The sequence below is a fragment of the Halorhodospira halophila genome (assembly GCF_016653405.1).
Classification (GTDB): Bacteria; Pseudomonadota; Gammaproteobacteria; order Nitrococcales; family Halorhodospiraceae; genus Halorhodospira; species Halorhodospira halophila_A.
The window spans coordinates 24,442-39,566 of sequence record NZ_NHSN01000024.1 but is presented as its reverse complement, the minus strand read 5'-3'; the positions used below and the strand labels follow the sequence as shown (position 1 = coordinate 39,566).

Genomic DNA, 15,125 nt, shown 5'->3' with positions numbered 1-15,125 from the left:
GGGTGGAGACCGGCAGCGCCGGCACCCCCCACGCCGTGCACAGCCCCTGGGCCGAAGAGGCCGCCGATGCGCCGGAGGACGTGGACGGCGGCGGCACCGACTGGTTCGGGGTCGGGCGCGGCTTCGCCGCCTACGCCGGGCGGTTGCCGGACACCGGTGCCGGCTGTGACCCCGAGGCCCTGCCCGAGGCGCGCGACCTGTTGCCGATGGCGCTGGCCGCTTGGCAGGCCGATCGCGCCATTCAGGCCGAGGCGGTGCGCCCGGTCTATCTGCGCGAGGGGGTTTAGACGCGCGCTACTTATCCCGGTCGAGGCAGTCCAAAAAGCCTTCCGCCAGCTGTTCAAGCAGCTGGAAATACGCCTCCGGTCCCGGTTCCAGGCCGGCCCCCAGGGGGTCGAGTTCGCCGGCGCGGGCATCCAGGCCGCGGACCAGCGAGCGGACGATGGCCGGCTGGAACTGCGGCTCGCTGAACACGCAGACGGCGTCCAGCTCGCGGATCTGTGCCCGCAGCTCGTTGAGATGGCGCGCCCCCGGGGGCTGTTCGGGGTGGATCGTCACCGCGCCGACGGCCTGGAGGCCGAAGCGGCGCTCAAAGTACTGATAGGCGTCGTGGAAGACAACGTAGGGGCGCCCGCGGACGGGTTCCAGGCGCTCGCTGAGCTCCGCCTCGAGCGCCGACAGGCGCTGCTTCTGCGCCTCGGCGTTGTCGCGGTAAGTGTCCGCGTGCTCGGGGTCCAGCTCGGCCAGCCGTTCGGCCACCGCGGCGGTGATCTGTTGAGCGTTCTGCGGATCCAGCCAGATATGGTAATCGGTGCGGTGGGCCTCTTCCGCGCCGTGGTCGTGCCCGTGCCCGTGCTTGTCCCAGGCCTCGCCGTCGCGGCCGCCAAGCAGGCGAATGCCGTCGATGTCGGCGGCGACCAGCACGCTCTCCGGGTCACCGCGGGCATCCAGGGCACGCTCCAGGAAGGCCTCCATGTGCGGGGAGATGTGGACGATGAGATCGGCATTGCGCACGGCGCGGGCCTCAGAGGGGCGCATGGCGTAGGTGTGCGGCGAATCCCCGGCCGAGAGCAGGAGCTCCGGCTCGCTGACCCCCTCGGTTACCCCGGCAACGAGGCTGTGTAGGGGCTTGATCGAGACGACCACCTGCGGTGCCGCTGCGGCGGATCCGGAGGCCAGCAGGGCGAGGGCGGTCAGGATGGCGGAAAGCGCTCGCATGGGTCGAATCCCCGGGATTTCTTCATGGAATCGTTATGTTATACAATACCAAAATGCGCAACAACGGCGAACACGACATGGCCCGCTTGCACCGCCCGCTGGTAACGGGTTTCCCCGGCGACGATCACGATCACGGCGTTTGCCGCGAGACGGTCCTGGCCACAGCTGATGCCATCTGTCGCGGCCGGGGTATGCGCTTTACGCGGTTGCGGCGTCGGGTGCTGGAGCTGATCTGGGACGAGCACCGTCCGGTCAAGGCGTACGAGCTGCTCGATCGCCTGCGCGCCGAGCGCACCGGTGCAGCGCCGCCGACGGTCTATCGCACCCTCGACTTCCTGCTCCAGGAAGGGCTGATCCATCGTGTCGAGTCGCTCAACGCTTACGTCGGTTGCGGCGATCCGGGGCATGTCCACCCCGTGCAGCTGCTCGTCTGCCGCTCCTGTGCTGCGGTGGCCGAGCTCGCCGACGACGACGTGGCCCAGCTGCTCCGGCAAAAGGCCGGGCAGCTTGGGTTTCAGGCCGATTCCGCCGTGGTTGAACTCGAAGGTGTATGCCCCCGGTGCAGCGGTTAGCCATGCAGGCGTCCGGTCCATCCGCGTTGATCCGCCTGCAGGACGTGGCCGTGGCCTTCAGCGGGCGTTCGATCCTGCAGGATGTCAGTCTGGACGTCGTGGCTGGACGGATCACGACGCTCGTCGGCAACAACGGCGCCGGAAAGACCACCTTGTTGCGGGTGGTGATCGGGCTCACGCATCCGTCTGCAGGGCAGGTGCGGCGGGCATCCCGGGTGCGCATCGGCTACGTGCCGCAGCACTTCTCCGTGGACGTCAACCTGCCCATTACGGCGCGGCGGTTCATGGCGCTGTCCGGGCGCGCGGACGCCGCCCGTTGGCAGGAGGTCGTGGCGGACACCGGCGTGGCGGGGCTCCTCGATCAACCCCTGCAGGGGCTCTCCGGCGGCGAGATGCGCCGCATCCTGCTCGCCCGTGCGCTGCTCCAGCACCCCTCGGTGCTGGCGCTCGATGAGCCGGCGGCGGGCCTGGACGGGCGCAGCCAGGGAGCCCTCTATCGGCTGATCGGCACGCTCCGGGATCGCTACGGCTGTGCCGTGGTGGTCATCTCCCACGACCTGAACCTGGTCATGGCGGCCAGTGACGAGGTGCTCTGCCTCGAGCATGGCCGGATCGCTTGCCGCGGTGCGCCGGCATCGGTGATCGAGCACCCGGAGTACCAAAAGCTCTTCGGTTCTCACCTGGGGCCGGATACCGGGGTGTTCCCTCACGACCACCATGATCATCCGGCGCACGGCCCGGCGGGAGGTGACCGTGGATGAATTCATCCTCACCGCGCTGGCCGCCGGCCTGGGCCTGGCCATGGTCGCCGGACCCCTGGGTAGCTTCGTGGTCTGGCGGCGGATGGCCTACTTCGGCGAGACCCTGGCGCACTCCGCGTTGCTGGGCGTGGCCCTGGGGTTTCTCTTCGGCATCAACCTCAACCTCGGCATCCTGGTGGTGTGTGTCGTTGTGGCGGTGCTGCTGGTCGTTCTGCGCCAGTACCAGCGGCTAGCCAGCGATACGGTGCTCGGCATCCTGGCGCACAGCTCCCTGTCCCTCGGGCTCGTGGCCATCGCCTTCATGGAAGGGCTGCGCGTCGATCTGATGGGGTATCTCTTCGGCGATATCCTGGCGGTGACGCCCACAGATCTCTACTGGATCTACGGCGGCGGGGTGCTGGTACTCGCCACCCTGGTGGGTATCTGGCGGCCGCTGCTCAGCCTCACGCTGCACGAGGAGATGGCGCGGGTGGAGGGGGTGCGCGTGCTGCCGGTTCAGCTCGTCTTCATGGCCCTGGTGGCGGCGACCATCGCCCTGGCCATGCAGATTGTCGGCATCCTGCTGGTGATCTCCATGCTGATTATCCCCGCTGCCGCGGCGCGGGCCTTCGCGCGGACCCCGGAGCAGATGGCGGTCGTAGCGGCACTGATCGGCGCGCTGGCGGTGCTGGGGGGGTTGGCCGGATCGTTCCGTTGGGATCTGCCCACCGGGCCGGCCATCGTGGTCAGTGCCACGGCCCTCTTCGCGGTGGTGACCAGCGTCCGGGGTGCGGTCGCTGCCCGCCTCTAGTTACGCGAGTCGCCGTACAGCGCCTGCGGGTCGACCTGGGGCGGCTCGCTGACCACCAACCGGTCGCCCTGCACCACGTTGTAGAAACAGGTGCGCCGCCCCGTATGGCAGGCCGGTCCCTGCTGGTCCACCCGCAGCAGGAGGGTGTCGCCGTCACAGTCGAGACGCAGCTCGCGCAGATACTGCACCTGCCCCGAAGATTCGCCCTTGCGCCAGAGCGTCCCGCGTGAACGGGAGTAGTAACAAACGCGGCCGGTCTGTAGGGTTTCCTCCAGGGCTTCCCGGTTCATCCAGGCGAGCATCAGCACCTCGTTGCTGTCGTGCTGCTGAGCGATCGCTGGCAGGAGGCCGTCGGCATTGAAGGGCAGGCTGTCGAGCACTGCCGACCAGTCCAGGCCGTCTCCCGGGCGAGCTGTCTCATTCTGTTCGATCATGGGGGGAGAGGATACAGACTGGAGGCGAGCGGCTGAAGCCGGCAAGCTGGATGGAGCGAGCAACAGGAGGAGTGCCTAGCCGTGTCGGATCCGATCAGTACCCTGGATGCCCACCGGGCCCTGGCCGAGGCCCTGAAGGACCCCGCCTGCTACCCGTGGCCGGTGCACAGCGTCGAGCGCATCGAGACCCACATCTCCACGGTGCTGCTCGCCGGGGATTACGTGGTCAAACTCAAGAAGCCGCTGGACCTTGGCTTCCTGGACTTCTCTAATCTGGAGCGACGCCGCTACTTCTGCGAAGAAGAGATCCGCCTTAACGGCCGGCTGGCCCCGCAGATCTACCTGCGCCGGGTTCCGATCGTCGGCACTCCCGGCGAGCCGCGCGTCGACGGCGACGGCACTGTGCTGGAGCACGCCGTGCTCATGCGCCGCTTCCCCGAGAACGAGCTGATGAGCCGCTTGCTGCGCGAGGGGCGCCTGCCCGCCGACGCCGTCGAGCGGCTGGCCGAGACCGTGGCGCGCTTCCATGCGGGGCTGCCGGCAGCCGGGGAGGAGAGCGAGTACGGCACCCTGGAGGCGGTGGCCGAGCCCATGCGCGCCAACTTCCGGGCCCTGGAAGCGTTGCCGGCGGCGGCCGCGCTGCGCGCCGAGCTGCGCGCCCTGGAGCGGTGGACCGAGGCGCAGCTGCAGCGGCTGGAGCCGCTGATCCTCCAGCGCCGCGCCAACGGCTCGGTGCGTGAGTGCCATGGCGATCTGCACTTGGGTAACGTGGCCTGGCACGACGACGCGCCCATCATCTTCGATGGCATCGAGTTCAATCCGGCCCTGCGCTGGATCGATACCGCCAGCGAGATCGCCTTCACTGTCATGGACCTGGATTTTGAAGGTGCCCGGCGGATGCGGTATCGCTTCCTTGACCGCTACCTGGAGCACAGTGGCGACTACCAGGCTCTGCCGCTGCTGCCCCTCTACGCCGTCTACCGGGCGCTGGTGCGGGCCAAGATCAACGGGCATGAGGCCGAGCAGGGTGCCGGCTGTGCCGCCCGGGAGGCCCTGGCCGAGCACGTCCAGCTGGCCCATGGATACACGGCGGCGCAGACGCCGGAGCTGGTGATCACCTACGGGCTGTCGGGTTCCGGCAAAAGCACACGGGCCCGTCGCCTGGTCGAGGAGCGGGGATTCGTGCGTCTGCGTTCGGATGTCGAGCGCAAGCGGCTGTTCGGCCTGGATCCGCGGGCGCGCTCCGACTCCGCCCTGGACAGCGGGTTGTACACCCCGGAAGCCACGCAGCGCACTTACGAGCGGCTGCAGGAGCAGGCTGAGCGTGCGCTGGAGGCCGGGTTTTCGGTGGTGGTGGATGCCGCGTTCCTCAAGGCCGAGCGGCGTCGGCCCTTCCTGGAGCTGGCTGCGCGCACCGGTTGCCGATTCCGTATCCTGCATGTACGGGCCGACGAGCAGACGCTGCGCGAGCGCCTGCGCAAGCGACTGGCCGAGGGGCGTGATCCTTCCGAGGCTGATGAGGCGGTGCTCGATGCGCAGCTGCGCACGGCCCAGCCGCCGTCCGGCGAAGAGGCGGCCTTCGTCGAAACCGTCGACGCGGACGGGTAAGATAGCCGGCCTTGCCCTGAGCCGGACCGAGGAGCGAAATGTCAGGAATCCCCAGCCAGCCCGGTGAGCCGGTGACCGATGTCGCTCAGCTTGCGGAACATCTCGAACGCGGAGCCCGGCCTCCGGAGCAGTGGCGGATCGGCACGGAGCATGAGAAGTTCGTCCACCATCTGGAGGACTTCAGCCCGGTCCCCTACGAGGGTCCGCGCGGTATCGGTGCCTTCCTCGAGGGGCTGGTGCGTTTCGGCTGGCACCCGGTCCGCGAAGACGGGCGGATCATCGCCCTCAAGCGCGAGGGGGGCGCCTCGGTCAGTCTCGAGCCGGGCGGGCAGGTGGAGCTCTCTGGCGCCCAGCTCGAGACCCTGCATGAGTCCTGCGTCGAGGTCCGCGAGCACCTCCAGCAAGTGGATACCGTGGCCCGCGAGCTGCAGATCGGGTTTTCCGGCTTCGGGTTCCACCCGGTCTGGCGACGCGAACAGATCCCCTGGATGCCCAAGGCCCGCTACGGCGTCATGCGCCGCTACATGCCGCAGGTCGGCAGCCTGGGCCTGGACATGATGCTGCGGACCTGCACGGTCCAGGTGAATCTGGACTTCTCCAGCGAGGCGGACATGGTCCGCAAGTTCCGTGTCGGCCTGGCGTTGCAGCCGATCGCCACGGCGCTGTTCGCCAACTCGCCGTTCACCGACGGCCGCCCCAGCGGCTACCTGAGTTACCGCAGCCGGGTGTGGGAGGACACCGACCCGGATCGCTGCGGCATGCTTGGCTTCGTCTTCGAGTCGGGCATGGGCTTCGAGCGTTACGTGGACTACGTCCTCGACGTGCCCATGTACTTCGTCTACCGCAACGGGCAGTACATCGATTGCGCCGGCGAGTCCTTCCGCGACTTCATGGCCGGGCGGCTGCCGCAGCTGCCGGGCGAGCGGCCCACGCTCAGTGACTGGGACGACCACCTGACCACCCTCTTCCCCGAGGTGCGCCTGAAGCAGTTCCTGGAGATGCGCGGTGCCGACGGCGGGCCGTGGCGCGGCCTGTGTGCGCTGCCGGCGCTGTGGACCGGGCTGCTCTACGACGATGCGGCCCTGGCTGCCGCCGAGGCGCTGATCCGCGACTGGAGCGTCGAGGAGATCGTCACCCTGCGTCACGAGGTCCCGCGCACGGCGCTCGACACCCCGTTCCGTGATACCACGGTGGGGGTGCTGGCGCGGGAGGTGCTGACCATCGCCAGTGACGGGCTGCGCAATCGCCAGCGCCTGGATCAGCGCGGGCGGGACGAGCGCCGCCACCTGGAGCGGCTCTGGGAGATCGTCGACGCCGGACGGAGCCCGGCGCAGGAGTTGCTCGATGCCTACCACGGGCGTTGGGGCGGCTCGCTCGATCCGGTCTTCACCGAGTACGCCTATTAGCGAGCCAGGGGGCAGGGCTATGGAGACGGACCCGCGGGCGATCGTTGAACGCTACCTGCAGGCCCTTGAGGAGCGCGACTACGAGGCGGCCCGGGCGTGTCTTGCGGATCAGGGCTTCAGCTATACCAGCCCCATCGCCGCTTACACCCGGGCTGAAGACCTGCTGGATCACGCCATGATCGGCGGCTCGATCGTCCAGCAGCGCCAGGTGGTCAAGTGCTTCGTTGACGGTCCCGACGTCTGCCACATCCTGCGCTACTGCATCCAGCTCTCCGACAAGCAGCAGATCGACCTGGCCCACTGGGCGCGCGTCGAGCAGGGGCGGATCGTCTCCATCCTGGCCATCTTCGACGCCCACGCCTACTGGACCCTGTTCGAAGAGCCCGAGCCGAGGCAGACCCCTTGCAGATTGACCTAGCTGCGGCACCGACCGACCCGAGCGCCTACGACGCGCGCAAACGCCGGCTGGCGGAGACCTTCACCAAGCTCTACCTGCGCGGTGCGTGGCGGCCTCTGGACCGGTTGGTGCGCCGGCTACACGCGGCCGATGCGGCGGCGGTGTTCGCCGAGCTGCCGGTCGCGCAGGTGGTCGATACCCTCCAGGCGGTGAGTCGCCCCCGTCACGCGGCGCGGATTGTCAACGAGATGCCCCAGGCGCTGCGCCATCAGGTCGTCGAGGCCTTGCCCCGCGAAGAGCTGGCGGAGCTGCTGGAGAATTTTCGGCCCGATGAGCTGACGGACCTGATCCAGGCCCTGCCGGAGGATCGGCGCGAGCATCCGCTCTCCGCGCTGCCCGCTGACAGCCGCGACGAACTGGATAGCCTGCTGGCTCACGATCCCGGGGCCGCCGGTGGTCTGATGACCACGGAGTTCTTTGCCCTGCACGAGATGGTCACCGTGCGCGAGGCGATCGATGCCCTGCGGGGATACTCCGATGCCGAGATGGTCTTCTATCTCTTCCTGACCGACGAGGCCGGCCACCTGACCGGGGTTATCTCGCTGCGCCAGCTGCTGCTCGCCCGGGAGGACGCCCAGGTGGCAGAGTTCATGAGCCGGCGGGTCATCCGCGTGCGCACCGACACCGAGGAGGAGCAGGTCTCGCGGCTCTTCGACAAGTACCGGCTGCTCGCGCTGCCGGTGGTGGACGAGGCGGATGTCCTGGTGGGCATCGTGACGGTCGACGACATCATCGACGTCATCGGTGAGTCCACCACCGAGGACATGCTCCGCATGGCCGGTACCCGGCAGTCGGAGATGCTCACCGACTCGGTCTTCCGGATCGCCGGGGTGCGCCTGCCCTGGTTGTTCGCCGCCTTCCTCGGCGGGTTGGGGGCGACGGCCGTGATCGGGCAGTACGAGGACATCCTCGGCCAAGTTATTATCCTCAGCGCCTTCGTGCCCATCATCATCGGCATGGCCGGTAATGTCGGCGTCCAGTCCGCCACGGTCACCGTCCGCGGCCTGGCCACCGGCGCGATCCATCTGCGCGATACCCTGGCCATGGTCTTCAAGGAGCTGCGGGTGGGGTTGTTGCTGGGTGCCTTCTACGGCGTGATCCTCGCCCTCTACGGCTTGTGGATGTACGACAGCCTGCAGCTCGGTCAGGTGGTCGGGCTGACCATCCTCACCAACATGGCCGGCGCGGCGCTGTTGGCGGTCTCCCTGCCGATGCTCTTCGTGCGCTTGAATGCCGACCCGGCGGTGGCGACCGGGCCTTTCGTCACCACCGCCATCGACGTGCTCGGGGTGCTCAACTACTTCGTCATCGCCAGCCTGATCTACGGCCTGTAGGCGGCCCCGCGCCGGGATGACGCGGGTACTAGCGCTCGTCCCCCGGTCCGTAGGACACTACCGGGCGTTGCCCAGGCTCCCGGGGGAGCGCAGCGCAGGTCGTGTCGATGTCGGGCCGCAGTCTCTATACCCTGATGTACGTGGTGGCCACGGCCATCTGCGTGGGGATCAGTGTCTACCTCTCGTACTACGGCTACTACAGCCACTTGCAGGAGCTGGCGATCTTCTTTGCCGCTCTGCTCGGGATCTTCCTCTTCGGCACCGACATGTTGCTGCGCCGCTTCCGGCTCGAGGGGCGCAGCCCGCTCAAGCCGCTGGCCTTCTTTGTCATCATCGCCTTCTTCAGCGGCGCGAGTAACTACAACTTCCTCTACACCAACTTCATGGAGCGGGACATGGCCGAGCGCGTGGTCAGCGACCAGTTCTCGGTCTTCCGCGACGACCTGACCGCCACGCGCAGCGCACTGGCCGACGCTCCGATCATCGAACAGGTGGCCGAGCAGCGTCGCGAGCTGGCCCGCTCGCTGGACAACCTGGACACCCAGATCAACGATCCGCTGCGCCCCGGCTGCGGGGCGCGCTGCCGCGAGCACATCGAGCAGATCCACGATCAGCTCGGCGGCGCGCCGACAGAGCTCGCCGTGCCCTCGCCGGATGCCGGCGCCGAGGCCAACGAGCGCTGGTACGAGCACTTCCGCGAGGCGGTCATCAGCGACTTCGAGAACGGCGTCGTGCCCGAGGCGTACCACCGGACCCGGGAGCTGATCGGGCAGATCGACGGCCTGCTCGAGCGCTACGACGACCCGTACCGCGCACTGGCCGAGGAGCTCGAGCGGCGGGAGCGAGCCCTGCTGGAGCGCCGAGACTTCGAGATCATTGCCACCCTGCGCACCCACTCCCGCGAGGTGCAGCGCCGCGCCAACGTGCTTCTGCCCGAGGCGGATCAGGTGCAGCACCGCGTCATCCGTTCGGAGCTGGATAAGCTCGGCGAGATCCCGATCAGTGTGCGCGACGGCTTCATCGATCGCCCCAACCCCGGGGTGACGGCGGTCTCGGTGATCCTCGGGGTGTTCGTCGACGTGGCCCCGGTGCTCTTCGCCTGGCTGATCTTCGCGCCCGCGTCAGCCGGTGCGCGCGGTGGCGGTTCCACCGGTCGGGGGCGTAATCGGGTGGCGACGCGCTAGCGGGCAAGGAGGGGGAAACCGTGGTCGAACCCAAGGAGTCACGCTGGCAGCTGCGGCGCTACTACGAGCGCCGCCCGGAGCAAGAGCCGTCGGCCGAGGAGGGCGGCGAGCAGGAACCGTCCTCGGCCCCCACCCCGTGGCCCTCGCCGGAGGAGCGCCTGGCCGCCGACGTGGAGCCGGTGCAGCGTGGCGCGCTGATCGACGACAACATCGACCAGCGCCAGGGCAATTACCTGATCTCCTTCGGCTTCCCGGGTTCCGGCAAGACCACCTTCCAGTCCTTCCTGGCCTACTACGTCACCCACATCGGCCCCTTCGAGGCCCAGCCGCTCATCGCCCCGGAGCAGAGCGTCCAGGGCTGGGAGCCGATGGCCATCTTCAACGAGTGGATGCGCATTTGGGGCCAGGGACGCTTCCCCCCGGCAAACCCGGTGGACGAGGGCGACATCCGCGAGCTGAGCTTCCGGGTCCGGCCGCTGCAGGGTACTGGCGAACCGGTGGATCTGAGCTTCCTCGAGGCCTCCGGTGAGCTCATGACCCAGGTGGTGGCCGACCGGGTGCGTGACCCGGCCATGATCGAGACCCTCAGCCGCTACTTCGCCAACGAGCAGCTGCGGCTGATCCTGGTGTTGGTGGTCGACCCGGAGCACGGCGAGGAGAACGACATCCTCTTCCAGAACCTGCTCGCCTTCCTCGATCTGCACTTCCCGGCCCTGCGCGGGCGCACCTCGCTGGCGGTACTGGTCTCCAAGCCGGAGCAGGCCCTGCGCCGGCTGCAGGAGCGCGATGAGCACTACCGCCGTTACGAGGAGCTCAGCGCCGACGCCTGCGAGGCCTTCGTGCAGCGCTTTGCGCCGCGCACCTACCGCATCCTCGACGGCTGGACGGACCAGGATCGGGTGCAGCTCATGGCGCTGCACCTGGGCACGGTGACCGACGGCGAGCACGGGCCGCGGCTGCAGGAGCCGGACTACGACGACATCCGCGACATCTTCGCCTGGATCTACGGCCAGTTCGGCGGCGGGCGGATGGGCCCGACCTGGTGGCAGCGCATCCTGGAGTGGCTGCGCCTATGAGCGAAGCGGCGCCGACGATCCTCGGCCGCTGCGCCTTCGCCACCGTGCGCGGACTCACCGTCCATGGCAGCGGCGCCCTGGCCGGGCTGTCCGGGTTCCCCCAGGCGGTGGAGTTCCGCGGCCGCGGTGGCGACGACCACGCCCTGCCGGCCGCCGGGGAGCAATTGGTCTTCCGCCGCGTGGTGCGTTACCAGGACGGCGCCGACCCCGAGCGCGGTGGTCGCCTGGATCTGATCGGTACACTGGTCCGCCGCCTGGATGCCAGCCGTCGGGTGGGCTATGCCGGCGCCTGCGTGGCGGTGGCCCACCGCGACCTGGAGGCGTACGCCGCGGCCCTGGACGAGGCGCAGGGTCTGGTCCGCCAGGTGGACGAGGTCCTTGCCGAGGGCAGCGCCGCGCGCTGGTCCCGGGAGGCCCGCGGCGATCGGGAAGCGGGCCGCCGGCGCTTCGCGTTCGAGGGCCGCGGCGCCGGTCGCGTGCTTTGGCTCCACCGCGGCACCGCCGCCGAGGCCGATCCGGCGCTGGTCCCGGAGGCCCTGCGCCAGCTGGCCTGGCTGGATGCCTACGCGCTCACCGGGGTGTTGATCTTCCCGGCGGCACGGCCGGGCTCGCGCGCCGTGGACAGCGACCTGATCGCCGGCTTTCGGCGCGCCAAGCAGCAGGAGATCGAGGGCGTGGAGGCGGGCTTCCGGGCCGAGTTCGAGCGCCGCCTGGCGGAGATCGAGTACGAGTACCAGGCCGCCACCCGGGCAGCGTCGCCGCCGCAGCCCCGCGGCGACGACTAGGGCACCACCAGCACCGGGAGCTGCACGGCCTCGATCAGCGAGCGGGTGTCGTGTTCGGCTAGCAGGGCGCTGCGGCGGCTGATGATCAGCTTGTCCACGGGGGCACGGCTCAGGTGCCGGGCCAGGGCGGTCGGCGATCCGGCGGGCGTTAGCCACTGGGCGTTGGGGCAGTGCCGGGCCGCCCAGGCGCGGGCCGGGTCGTCGCCGTCGGGTAGGGGAGCCGCGTGGTCGGGGATGAACCGGGCCAGGATCTCACCCTCGCCGAGCAGGGCGGCGGCACGGGTCAGCGTCCGGACGCCCGGCTCGCCGGATTCGACGACCACGGCCACGCCGTGCCCCGTGCGGGGCTGCAATGGCCGCTCGAAGACCATCACCGGCCCCGGTGTGCCGAAGACGATGGCGCGGGCCGTGGAGCCGATGCGCAGCCCGCGGGCACGGGCGTAGCCCACCTTGCCCAGGACCAGCAGATCATCGCGGTTAACCAGGCTCAGGGTCTCGCGGACGACCCCGCCCCGGCAGACCTCCAGGCGGTAGTGCACGCCCCGGTGCCGGCCAGTCTGCGCCAGCGCCTTGCGGATCGCCTCGGCACGGGTGCGCATGCGCTGCTCTTCGATGCCGGTCTCCAGGGGGCGGACGGCCCCGGAGAGACCCATCTCGCGGGCCCAGGGGTACCCGGCACAGCGCAGCAGCGCCTCCTCCTCGACGAAGATCGCCAGCAGCTCGGCGCCGAGCTGGGCGGCCAGCTCGGCGGCCGCCTCCAGCGCCTCCAGACTGGCCCGCGAAGCATCCAGCAGGACGACTACCCGGCGCGGTGACCCCTGCTCCGGCATGCGCTCAGTCATCGTCATCCTCCGCGGCCTCGTCCGCATCGCCCCCGCCGCGCCGGCGCTGGCTCCGGGCGAATGCCTCCAGGCGGTCGGCCACGGCGCGGTTCACCGACCCCTGCGGGTACGCACCGGCATCATCCCAAACGCCGGCGGGCCGGCCGGTGAGCAGCTCCAACGCCTCATCCACATGGCTCAGCGGGTAGATGTGGAACTGCCCGGCGGCCACTGCGTCGCGCACCTCCTGGCGCAGCATCAGGTGCACCACGTTGCTCGCCGGCAGCGCCACCCCCTGCCGGCCGGTCAGCCCGCGCCGCCGGCAGACCTCGAAGAAGCCCTCGATCTTCTCGTTCACCCCGCCGACGGCCTGCACCTCGCCGAGTTGGTTCACCGAGCCGGTGACGGCGATGCCGTGATCCAGCGGGACGCGGCCGATGGCCGAGAAGAGCGCGCAGAGCTCGGCCACCGAGGCGCTGTCGCCGTCGATGCCGCCGTAGGACTGTTCGAAGGCGAGGCTCGCTGAGAGCGACAGGTCGCCCTCCGGGGCGAAGCGGCTGGCGAGAAAGCGCGAGAGGATCATCACCCCCTTGGAGTGGATCTTGCCGCCGAGCTTCGCCTCGCGCTCGATGTCCACCAGCTGCCCGCGCCCGGGGCGGGCGGTGGCGGTGATCCGCGTCGGCCGGCCGAAGCCGAAATCGCCCAGCTGCAGGACCGAGAGCCCGTTGACCGAGGCGGTGTGGTGCCCCTCGGTGTGGATCACCAGCGTGCCGCGCTCGATGGTCTCCTGGCTGCGATCGCGGATGCGCCCGGCGCGACGCTCCTGGGCGGCGAGGGCGCGCTCGATGTGGTCTTGGCCGATAATCTCGGCGCCGTCGCCGGTGGCGTAGTGATCCGCCTCCTGCAGCAGATCGGTGATGGCCCGCCCGCCGGCGGCCAGCCGCTCGCTGTCATCGGCCATGCGGCTGCCGTGCTCGATCACCCGGGCCGCGGCGAAGCGGTCCAGGTGGCGTAGACGGCGCTGGCGGACCAGGGTGGCGAGCATACGGGCGTAGAGCTGCTGGGTCTCGGCGTCCCGGGGCAGGTCGTCCTCCAGGTCGGCCTCGACCTTGAACAGCTCCGGGAAGTCCGGGTCGTAGGCCGAGAGCAGGTAGTAGACCATCCGGTCGCCGAGCAGCACCACCTTGGTGCGCAGCGGCATCGGTTCCGGCTCCAGGGTGACCGTGGTCCAGAAGCCGTGGACCTGCTCCAAGGACTCGATGCGCACCTCGCCGGCGGAGAGCGTCCGTTTGAGCGATGGCCAGGCCAGCGGCTGGGTGAGGATGCGGTGGGCATCGACGATCAGATAGCCGCCGTTGGCCTGGTGCAGCGAGCCGGGGCGGATCAGGTTGAAGTCCGTGAGCAGCGCCCCCTGGTGCACGTGATGCTCCGTGCGGCCCACCAGCCGTTGGTGGGTGGGCATGTCCTCGTAGACCACCGGCGCGCCGTCGGCCGGGTCGTGGGCGAGCAGCAGGTTGGCCCGGTAGCGGCCCAGGATGTACTCCACGTGGTCTTGCTCGCCGGAGCGGAAGGCGTCCACGTGCTCGATGATGTCGTTGCGGACGGCGTCCAAGTGGGCGGCGGCCAACGGCAGCTCGCCGTAGCGCTGGCGCAGCTCCTGGATGCGCTGGCCGACCGCGAGCAGGGTCATCTCCTCATTGAGCTTGCGGACCTGCTCCTGGATCTCCTTGCGCCACTTGGGGATCTGCTTGACCACCGCCTGCAGCCGCTCCTGCAGGAACTCGATGGCCTCCTGATAGCGCCGGCGCTCCTCCTCGGGCAGCTGCTGGAACTGCTCCGGCTCGATCACCTCGCCCTCCTTGACCGGGGCGAAGCTGAATCCCGAGGGGGTCTGCAGCAGCGTGACGTCGTACTGCTCCGCCTCCTTCTGGATCGCCTCGAAGGCCTCGCGCTGGCGGCGGTTGAGCTGCTGCTGCAGCTCCTGCAGCCGGTTCTGGTACTCGTCGCTTTCGAAGGTGGCCGGGATGGTGCTGCGCAGCTCCTCGATCAGCTGCTCCAGATCGTGGCGCCAGCGCGCCCCCTGGCCCGGCGGCAGGCGCAGCAGCCGCGGCCGCGTGGGCTCCTCGAAGTTGTTCAGGTAGCACCAGTCCGAGGGCGTCGCCTCGCGCGCGGCACGCTCGGCCAGCAGCCGATGGACCATCTCCAGCTTGCCGTCGCCCTCCGGCCCCATCACGAACAGATTGAAGCCCGAGGCGCGCATGCTCGCGCCCAGATCCATCGCCTCCAGGGCCCGTTCCTGCCCGGGCGGGCGGTCCATGGCCGAGAGCTCCTCGGTGGTGCGGAAACCGAGCTGCTCCGGGTCACAGACCCGGTAGAGGTGCTCCAGTGAAAGGGGCTCGGGTGCAGCCATGCTCATCTCCCATCCCTGCCGTCATTGATGCGTAGCACCCTACCACTGGTAAGACCCCAGGCGGCCTAGACGACTCCGCCCAGGCTGCAGCGACCACCAACCGTCCATCCAGACGGGTTCGCTTAGGCAAATGTGTCAATGATTCTTACACCGATTCCATTTGTCCCAACATGGAAATCGACAACGCTTTGAAATAAAAAAAGAAAAAAATTTGGCACGAGGCTTGCGGGTAGTGCGGTGCCGACGCCGTCACGACGCTTCCAAGCGCA

The 15,125-nt window shown here is 69.3% G+C and carries 14 protein-coding genes and 1 pseudogene; 11 read left to right on the top strand and 4 right to left on the bottom strand.

Annotation, left to right across the window (positions count from 1 at the left end; all coding sequences use genetic code 11):
* Positions 1-287: pseudogene (locus CCR79_RS09330) on the top strand (tRNA (adenosine(37)-N6)-threonylcarbamoyltransferase complex dimerization subunit type 1 TsaB); the annotation flags it as partial.
* Positions 288-294: 7 nt separating this feature from the next.
* Here the strand turns inward: CCR79_RS09330 and znuA are convergent.
* On the bottom strand, positions 295-1,218 hold the full coding sequence (gene znuA, locus CCR79_RS09325) for a zinc ABC transporter substrate-binding protein ZnuA (protein ID WP_201171355.1): 924 nt from the start codon (positions 1,216-1,218) through the stop codon (positions 295-297).
* A 53-nt stretch (positions 1,219-1,271) separates the two neighbouring features.
* Between znuA and CCR79_RS09320 the strand changes: the two genes are divergently transcribed.
* From CCR79_RS09320 to znuB, 3 genes are read left to right on the top strand one after another with little or no spacing between them, the layout of a single operon-like run.
* Positions 1,272-1,790 carry a Fur family transcriptional regulator gene (locus CCR79_RS09320; protein ID WP_274601273.1) on the top strand — a complete coding sequence of 173 codons (519 nt, stop codon included), beginning with the start codon at positions 1,272-1,274 and terminating at the stop codon, positions 1,788-1,790.
* Positions 1,791-1,816: 26 nt separating this feature from the next.
* Positions 1,817-2,551: an ATP-binding cassette domain-containing protein gene (locus CCR79_RS09315; RefSeq protein ID WP_242510889.1), complete on the top strand. Its 735-nt coding sequence runs from the start codon at positions 1,817-1,819 to the stop codon at positions 2,549-2,551.
* A complete protein-coding gene (gene znuB / locus CCR79_RS09310) occupies positions 2,508-3,341 on the top strand; it encodes a zinc ABC transporter permease subunit ZnuB (RefSeq protein WP_207189713.1) in 834 nt (277 codons plus the stop codon). Before CCR79_RS09315 ends, znuB begins: the two co-directional genes overlap by 44 nt.
* Here znuB and hisI read toward each other — a convergent pair.
* Positions 3,338-3,775, bottom strand: coding sequence for a phosphoribosyl-AMP cyclohydrolase (hisI, locus tag CCR79_RS09305; RefSeq protein ID WP_201171338.1), 438 nt, complete (start codon positions 3,773-3,775; stop codon positions 3,338-3,340). The genes znuB and hisI overlap by 4 nt on opposite strands.
* 81 nt (positions 3,776-3,856) lie before the next feature.
* Between hisI and CCR79_RS09300 the strand changes: the two genes are divergently transcribed.
* From CCR79_RS09300 to CCR79_RS09270, 7 genes are all read left to right on the top strand, one after another.
* Entirely contained in the window at positions 3,857-5,383 is a 1,527-nt protein-coding gene (locus tag CCR79_RS09300; RefSeq protein ID WP_201171333.1) for an AAA family ATPase, read from the top strand.
* A gap of 38 nt (positions 5,384-5,421) precedes the next feature.
* Positions 5,422-6,789 carry a glutamate--cysteine ligase gene (locus tag CCR79_RS09295; RefSeq protein ID WP_201171331.1) on the top strand — a complete coding sequence of 456 codons (1,368 nt, stop codon included), beginning with the start codon at positions 5,422-5,424 and terminating at the stop codon, positions 6,787-6,789.
* A gap of 19 nt (positions 6,790-6,808) precedes the next feature.
* The gene (locus CCR79_RS09290; RefSeq protein WP_201171329.1) at positions 6,809-7,207 is read left to right on the top strand and encodes a nuclear transport factor 2 family protein; all 399 of its coding nucleotides are present in this window, start codon (positions 6,809-6,811) and stop codon (positions 7,205-7,207) included.
* Positions 7,192-8,580: a magnesium transporter gene (gene mgtE, locus CCR79_RS09285; protein WP_201171327.1), complete on the top strand. Its 1,389-nt coding sequence runs from the start codon at positions 7,192-7,194 to the stop codon at positions 8,578-8,580. Before CCR79_RS09290 ends, mgtE begins: the two co-directional genes overlap by 16 nt.
* 107 nt (positions 8,581-8,687) lie before the next feature.
* On the top strand, positions 8,688-9,764 hold the full coding sequence (locus tag CCR79_RS09280; RefSeq protein ID WP_201171316.1) for a hypothetical protein: 1,077 nt from the start codon (positions 8,688-8,690) through the stop codon (positions 9,762-9,764).
* 20 nt (positions 9,765-9,784) lie between these two features.
* A complete protein-coding gene (locus CCR79_RS09275) occupies positions 9,785-10,840 on the top strand; it encodes a hypothetical protein (protein ID WP_201171314.1) in 1,056 nt (351 codons plus the stop codon).
* Complete coding sequence (locus CCR79_RS09270) at positions 10,837-11,625, top strand: hypothetical protein (RefSeq protein ID WP_201171312.1); 789 nt, start codon at positions 10,837-10,839, stop codon at positions 11,623-11,625. The genes CCR79_RS09275 and CCR79_RS09270 overlap by 4 nt, the downstream gene beginning before the upstream one ends.
* Here the strand turns inward: CCR79_RS09270 and CCR79_RS09265 are convergent.
* Both CCR79_RS09265 and CCR79_RS09260 read right to left on the bottom strand, forming a co-directional pair.
* Positions 11,622-12,467, bottom strand: a complete 846-nt coding sequence (locus tag CCR79_RS09265; protein WP_201171310.1) for a universal stress protein — start codon at positions 12,465-12,467, stop codon at positions 11,622-11,624. The genes CCR79_RS09270 and CCR79_RS09265 overlap by 4 nt on opposite strands.
* Positions 12,460-14,856, bottom strand: coding sequence for a Lon protease family protein (locus CCR79_RS09260; protein ID WP_201171308.1), 2,397 nt, complete (start codon positions 14,854-14,856; stop codon positions 12,460-12,462). The genes CCR79_RS09265 and CCR79_RS09260 overlap by 8 nt, the downstream gene beginning before the upstream one ends.
* Between the last annotated feature and the right edge of the window lie 269 nt (positions 14,857-15,125).

Coding starts and splice junctions, on each gene's coding strand:
- CCR79_RS09280 (WP_201171316.1), top strand. CDS start 8,688: ATGTCGGGCCGCAGTCTCTATACCCTGATGTACGTGGTGGCCACGGCC.
- CCR79_RS09260 (WP_201171308.1), bottom strand. CDS start 14,856: ATGGCTGCACCCGAGCCCCTTTCACTGGAGCACCTCTACCGGGTCTGT.
- znuB (WP_207189713.1), top strand. CDS start 2,508: ATGATCATCCGGCGCACGGCCCGGCGGGAGGTGACCGTGGATGAATTC.
- CCR79_RS09270 (WP_201171312.1), top strand. CDS start 10,837: ATGAGCGAAGCGGCGCCGACGATCCTCGGCCGCTGCGCCTTCGCCACC.
- CCR79_RS09290 (WP_201171329.1), top strand. CDS start 6,809: ATGGAGACGGACCCGCGGGCGATCGTTGAACGCTACCTGCAGGCCCTT.
- znuA (WP_201171355.1), bottom strand. CDS start 1,218: ATGCGAGCGCTTTCCGCCATCCTGACCGCCCTCGCCCTGCTGGCCTCC.
- CCR79_RS09295 (WP_201171331.1), top strand. CDS start 5,422: ATGTCAGGAATCCCCAGCCAGCCCGGTGAGCCGGTGACCGATGTCGCT.
- hisI (WP_201171338.1), bottom strand. CDS start 3,775: ATGATCGAACAGAATGAGACAGCTCGCCCGGGAGACGGCCTGGACTGG.
- CCR79_RS09265 (WP_201171310.1), bottom strand. CDS start 12,467: ATGACTGAGCGCATGCCGGAGCAGGGGTCACCGCGCCGGGTAGTCGTC.
- CCR79_RS09320 (WP_274601273.1), top strand. CDS start 1,272: ATGCGCAACAACGGCGAACACGACATGGCCCGCTTGCACCGCCCGCTG.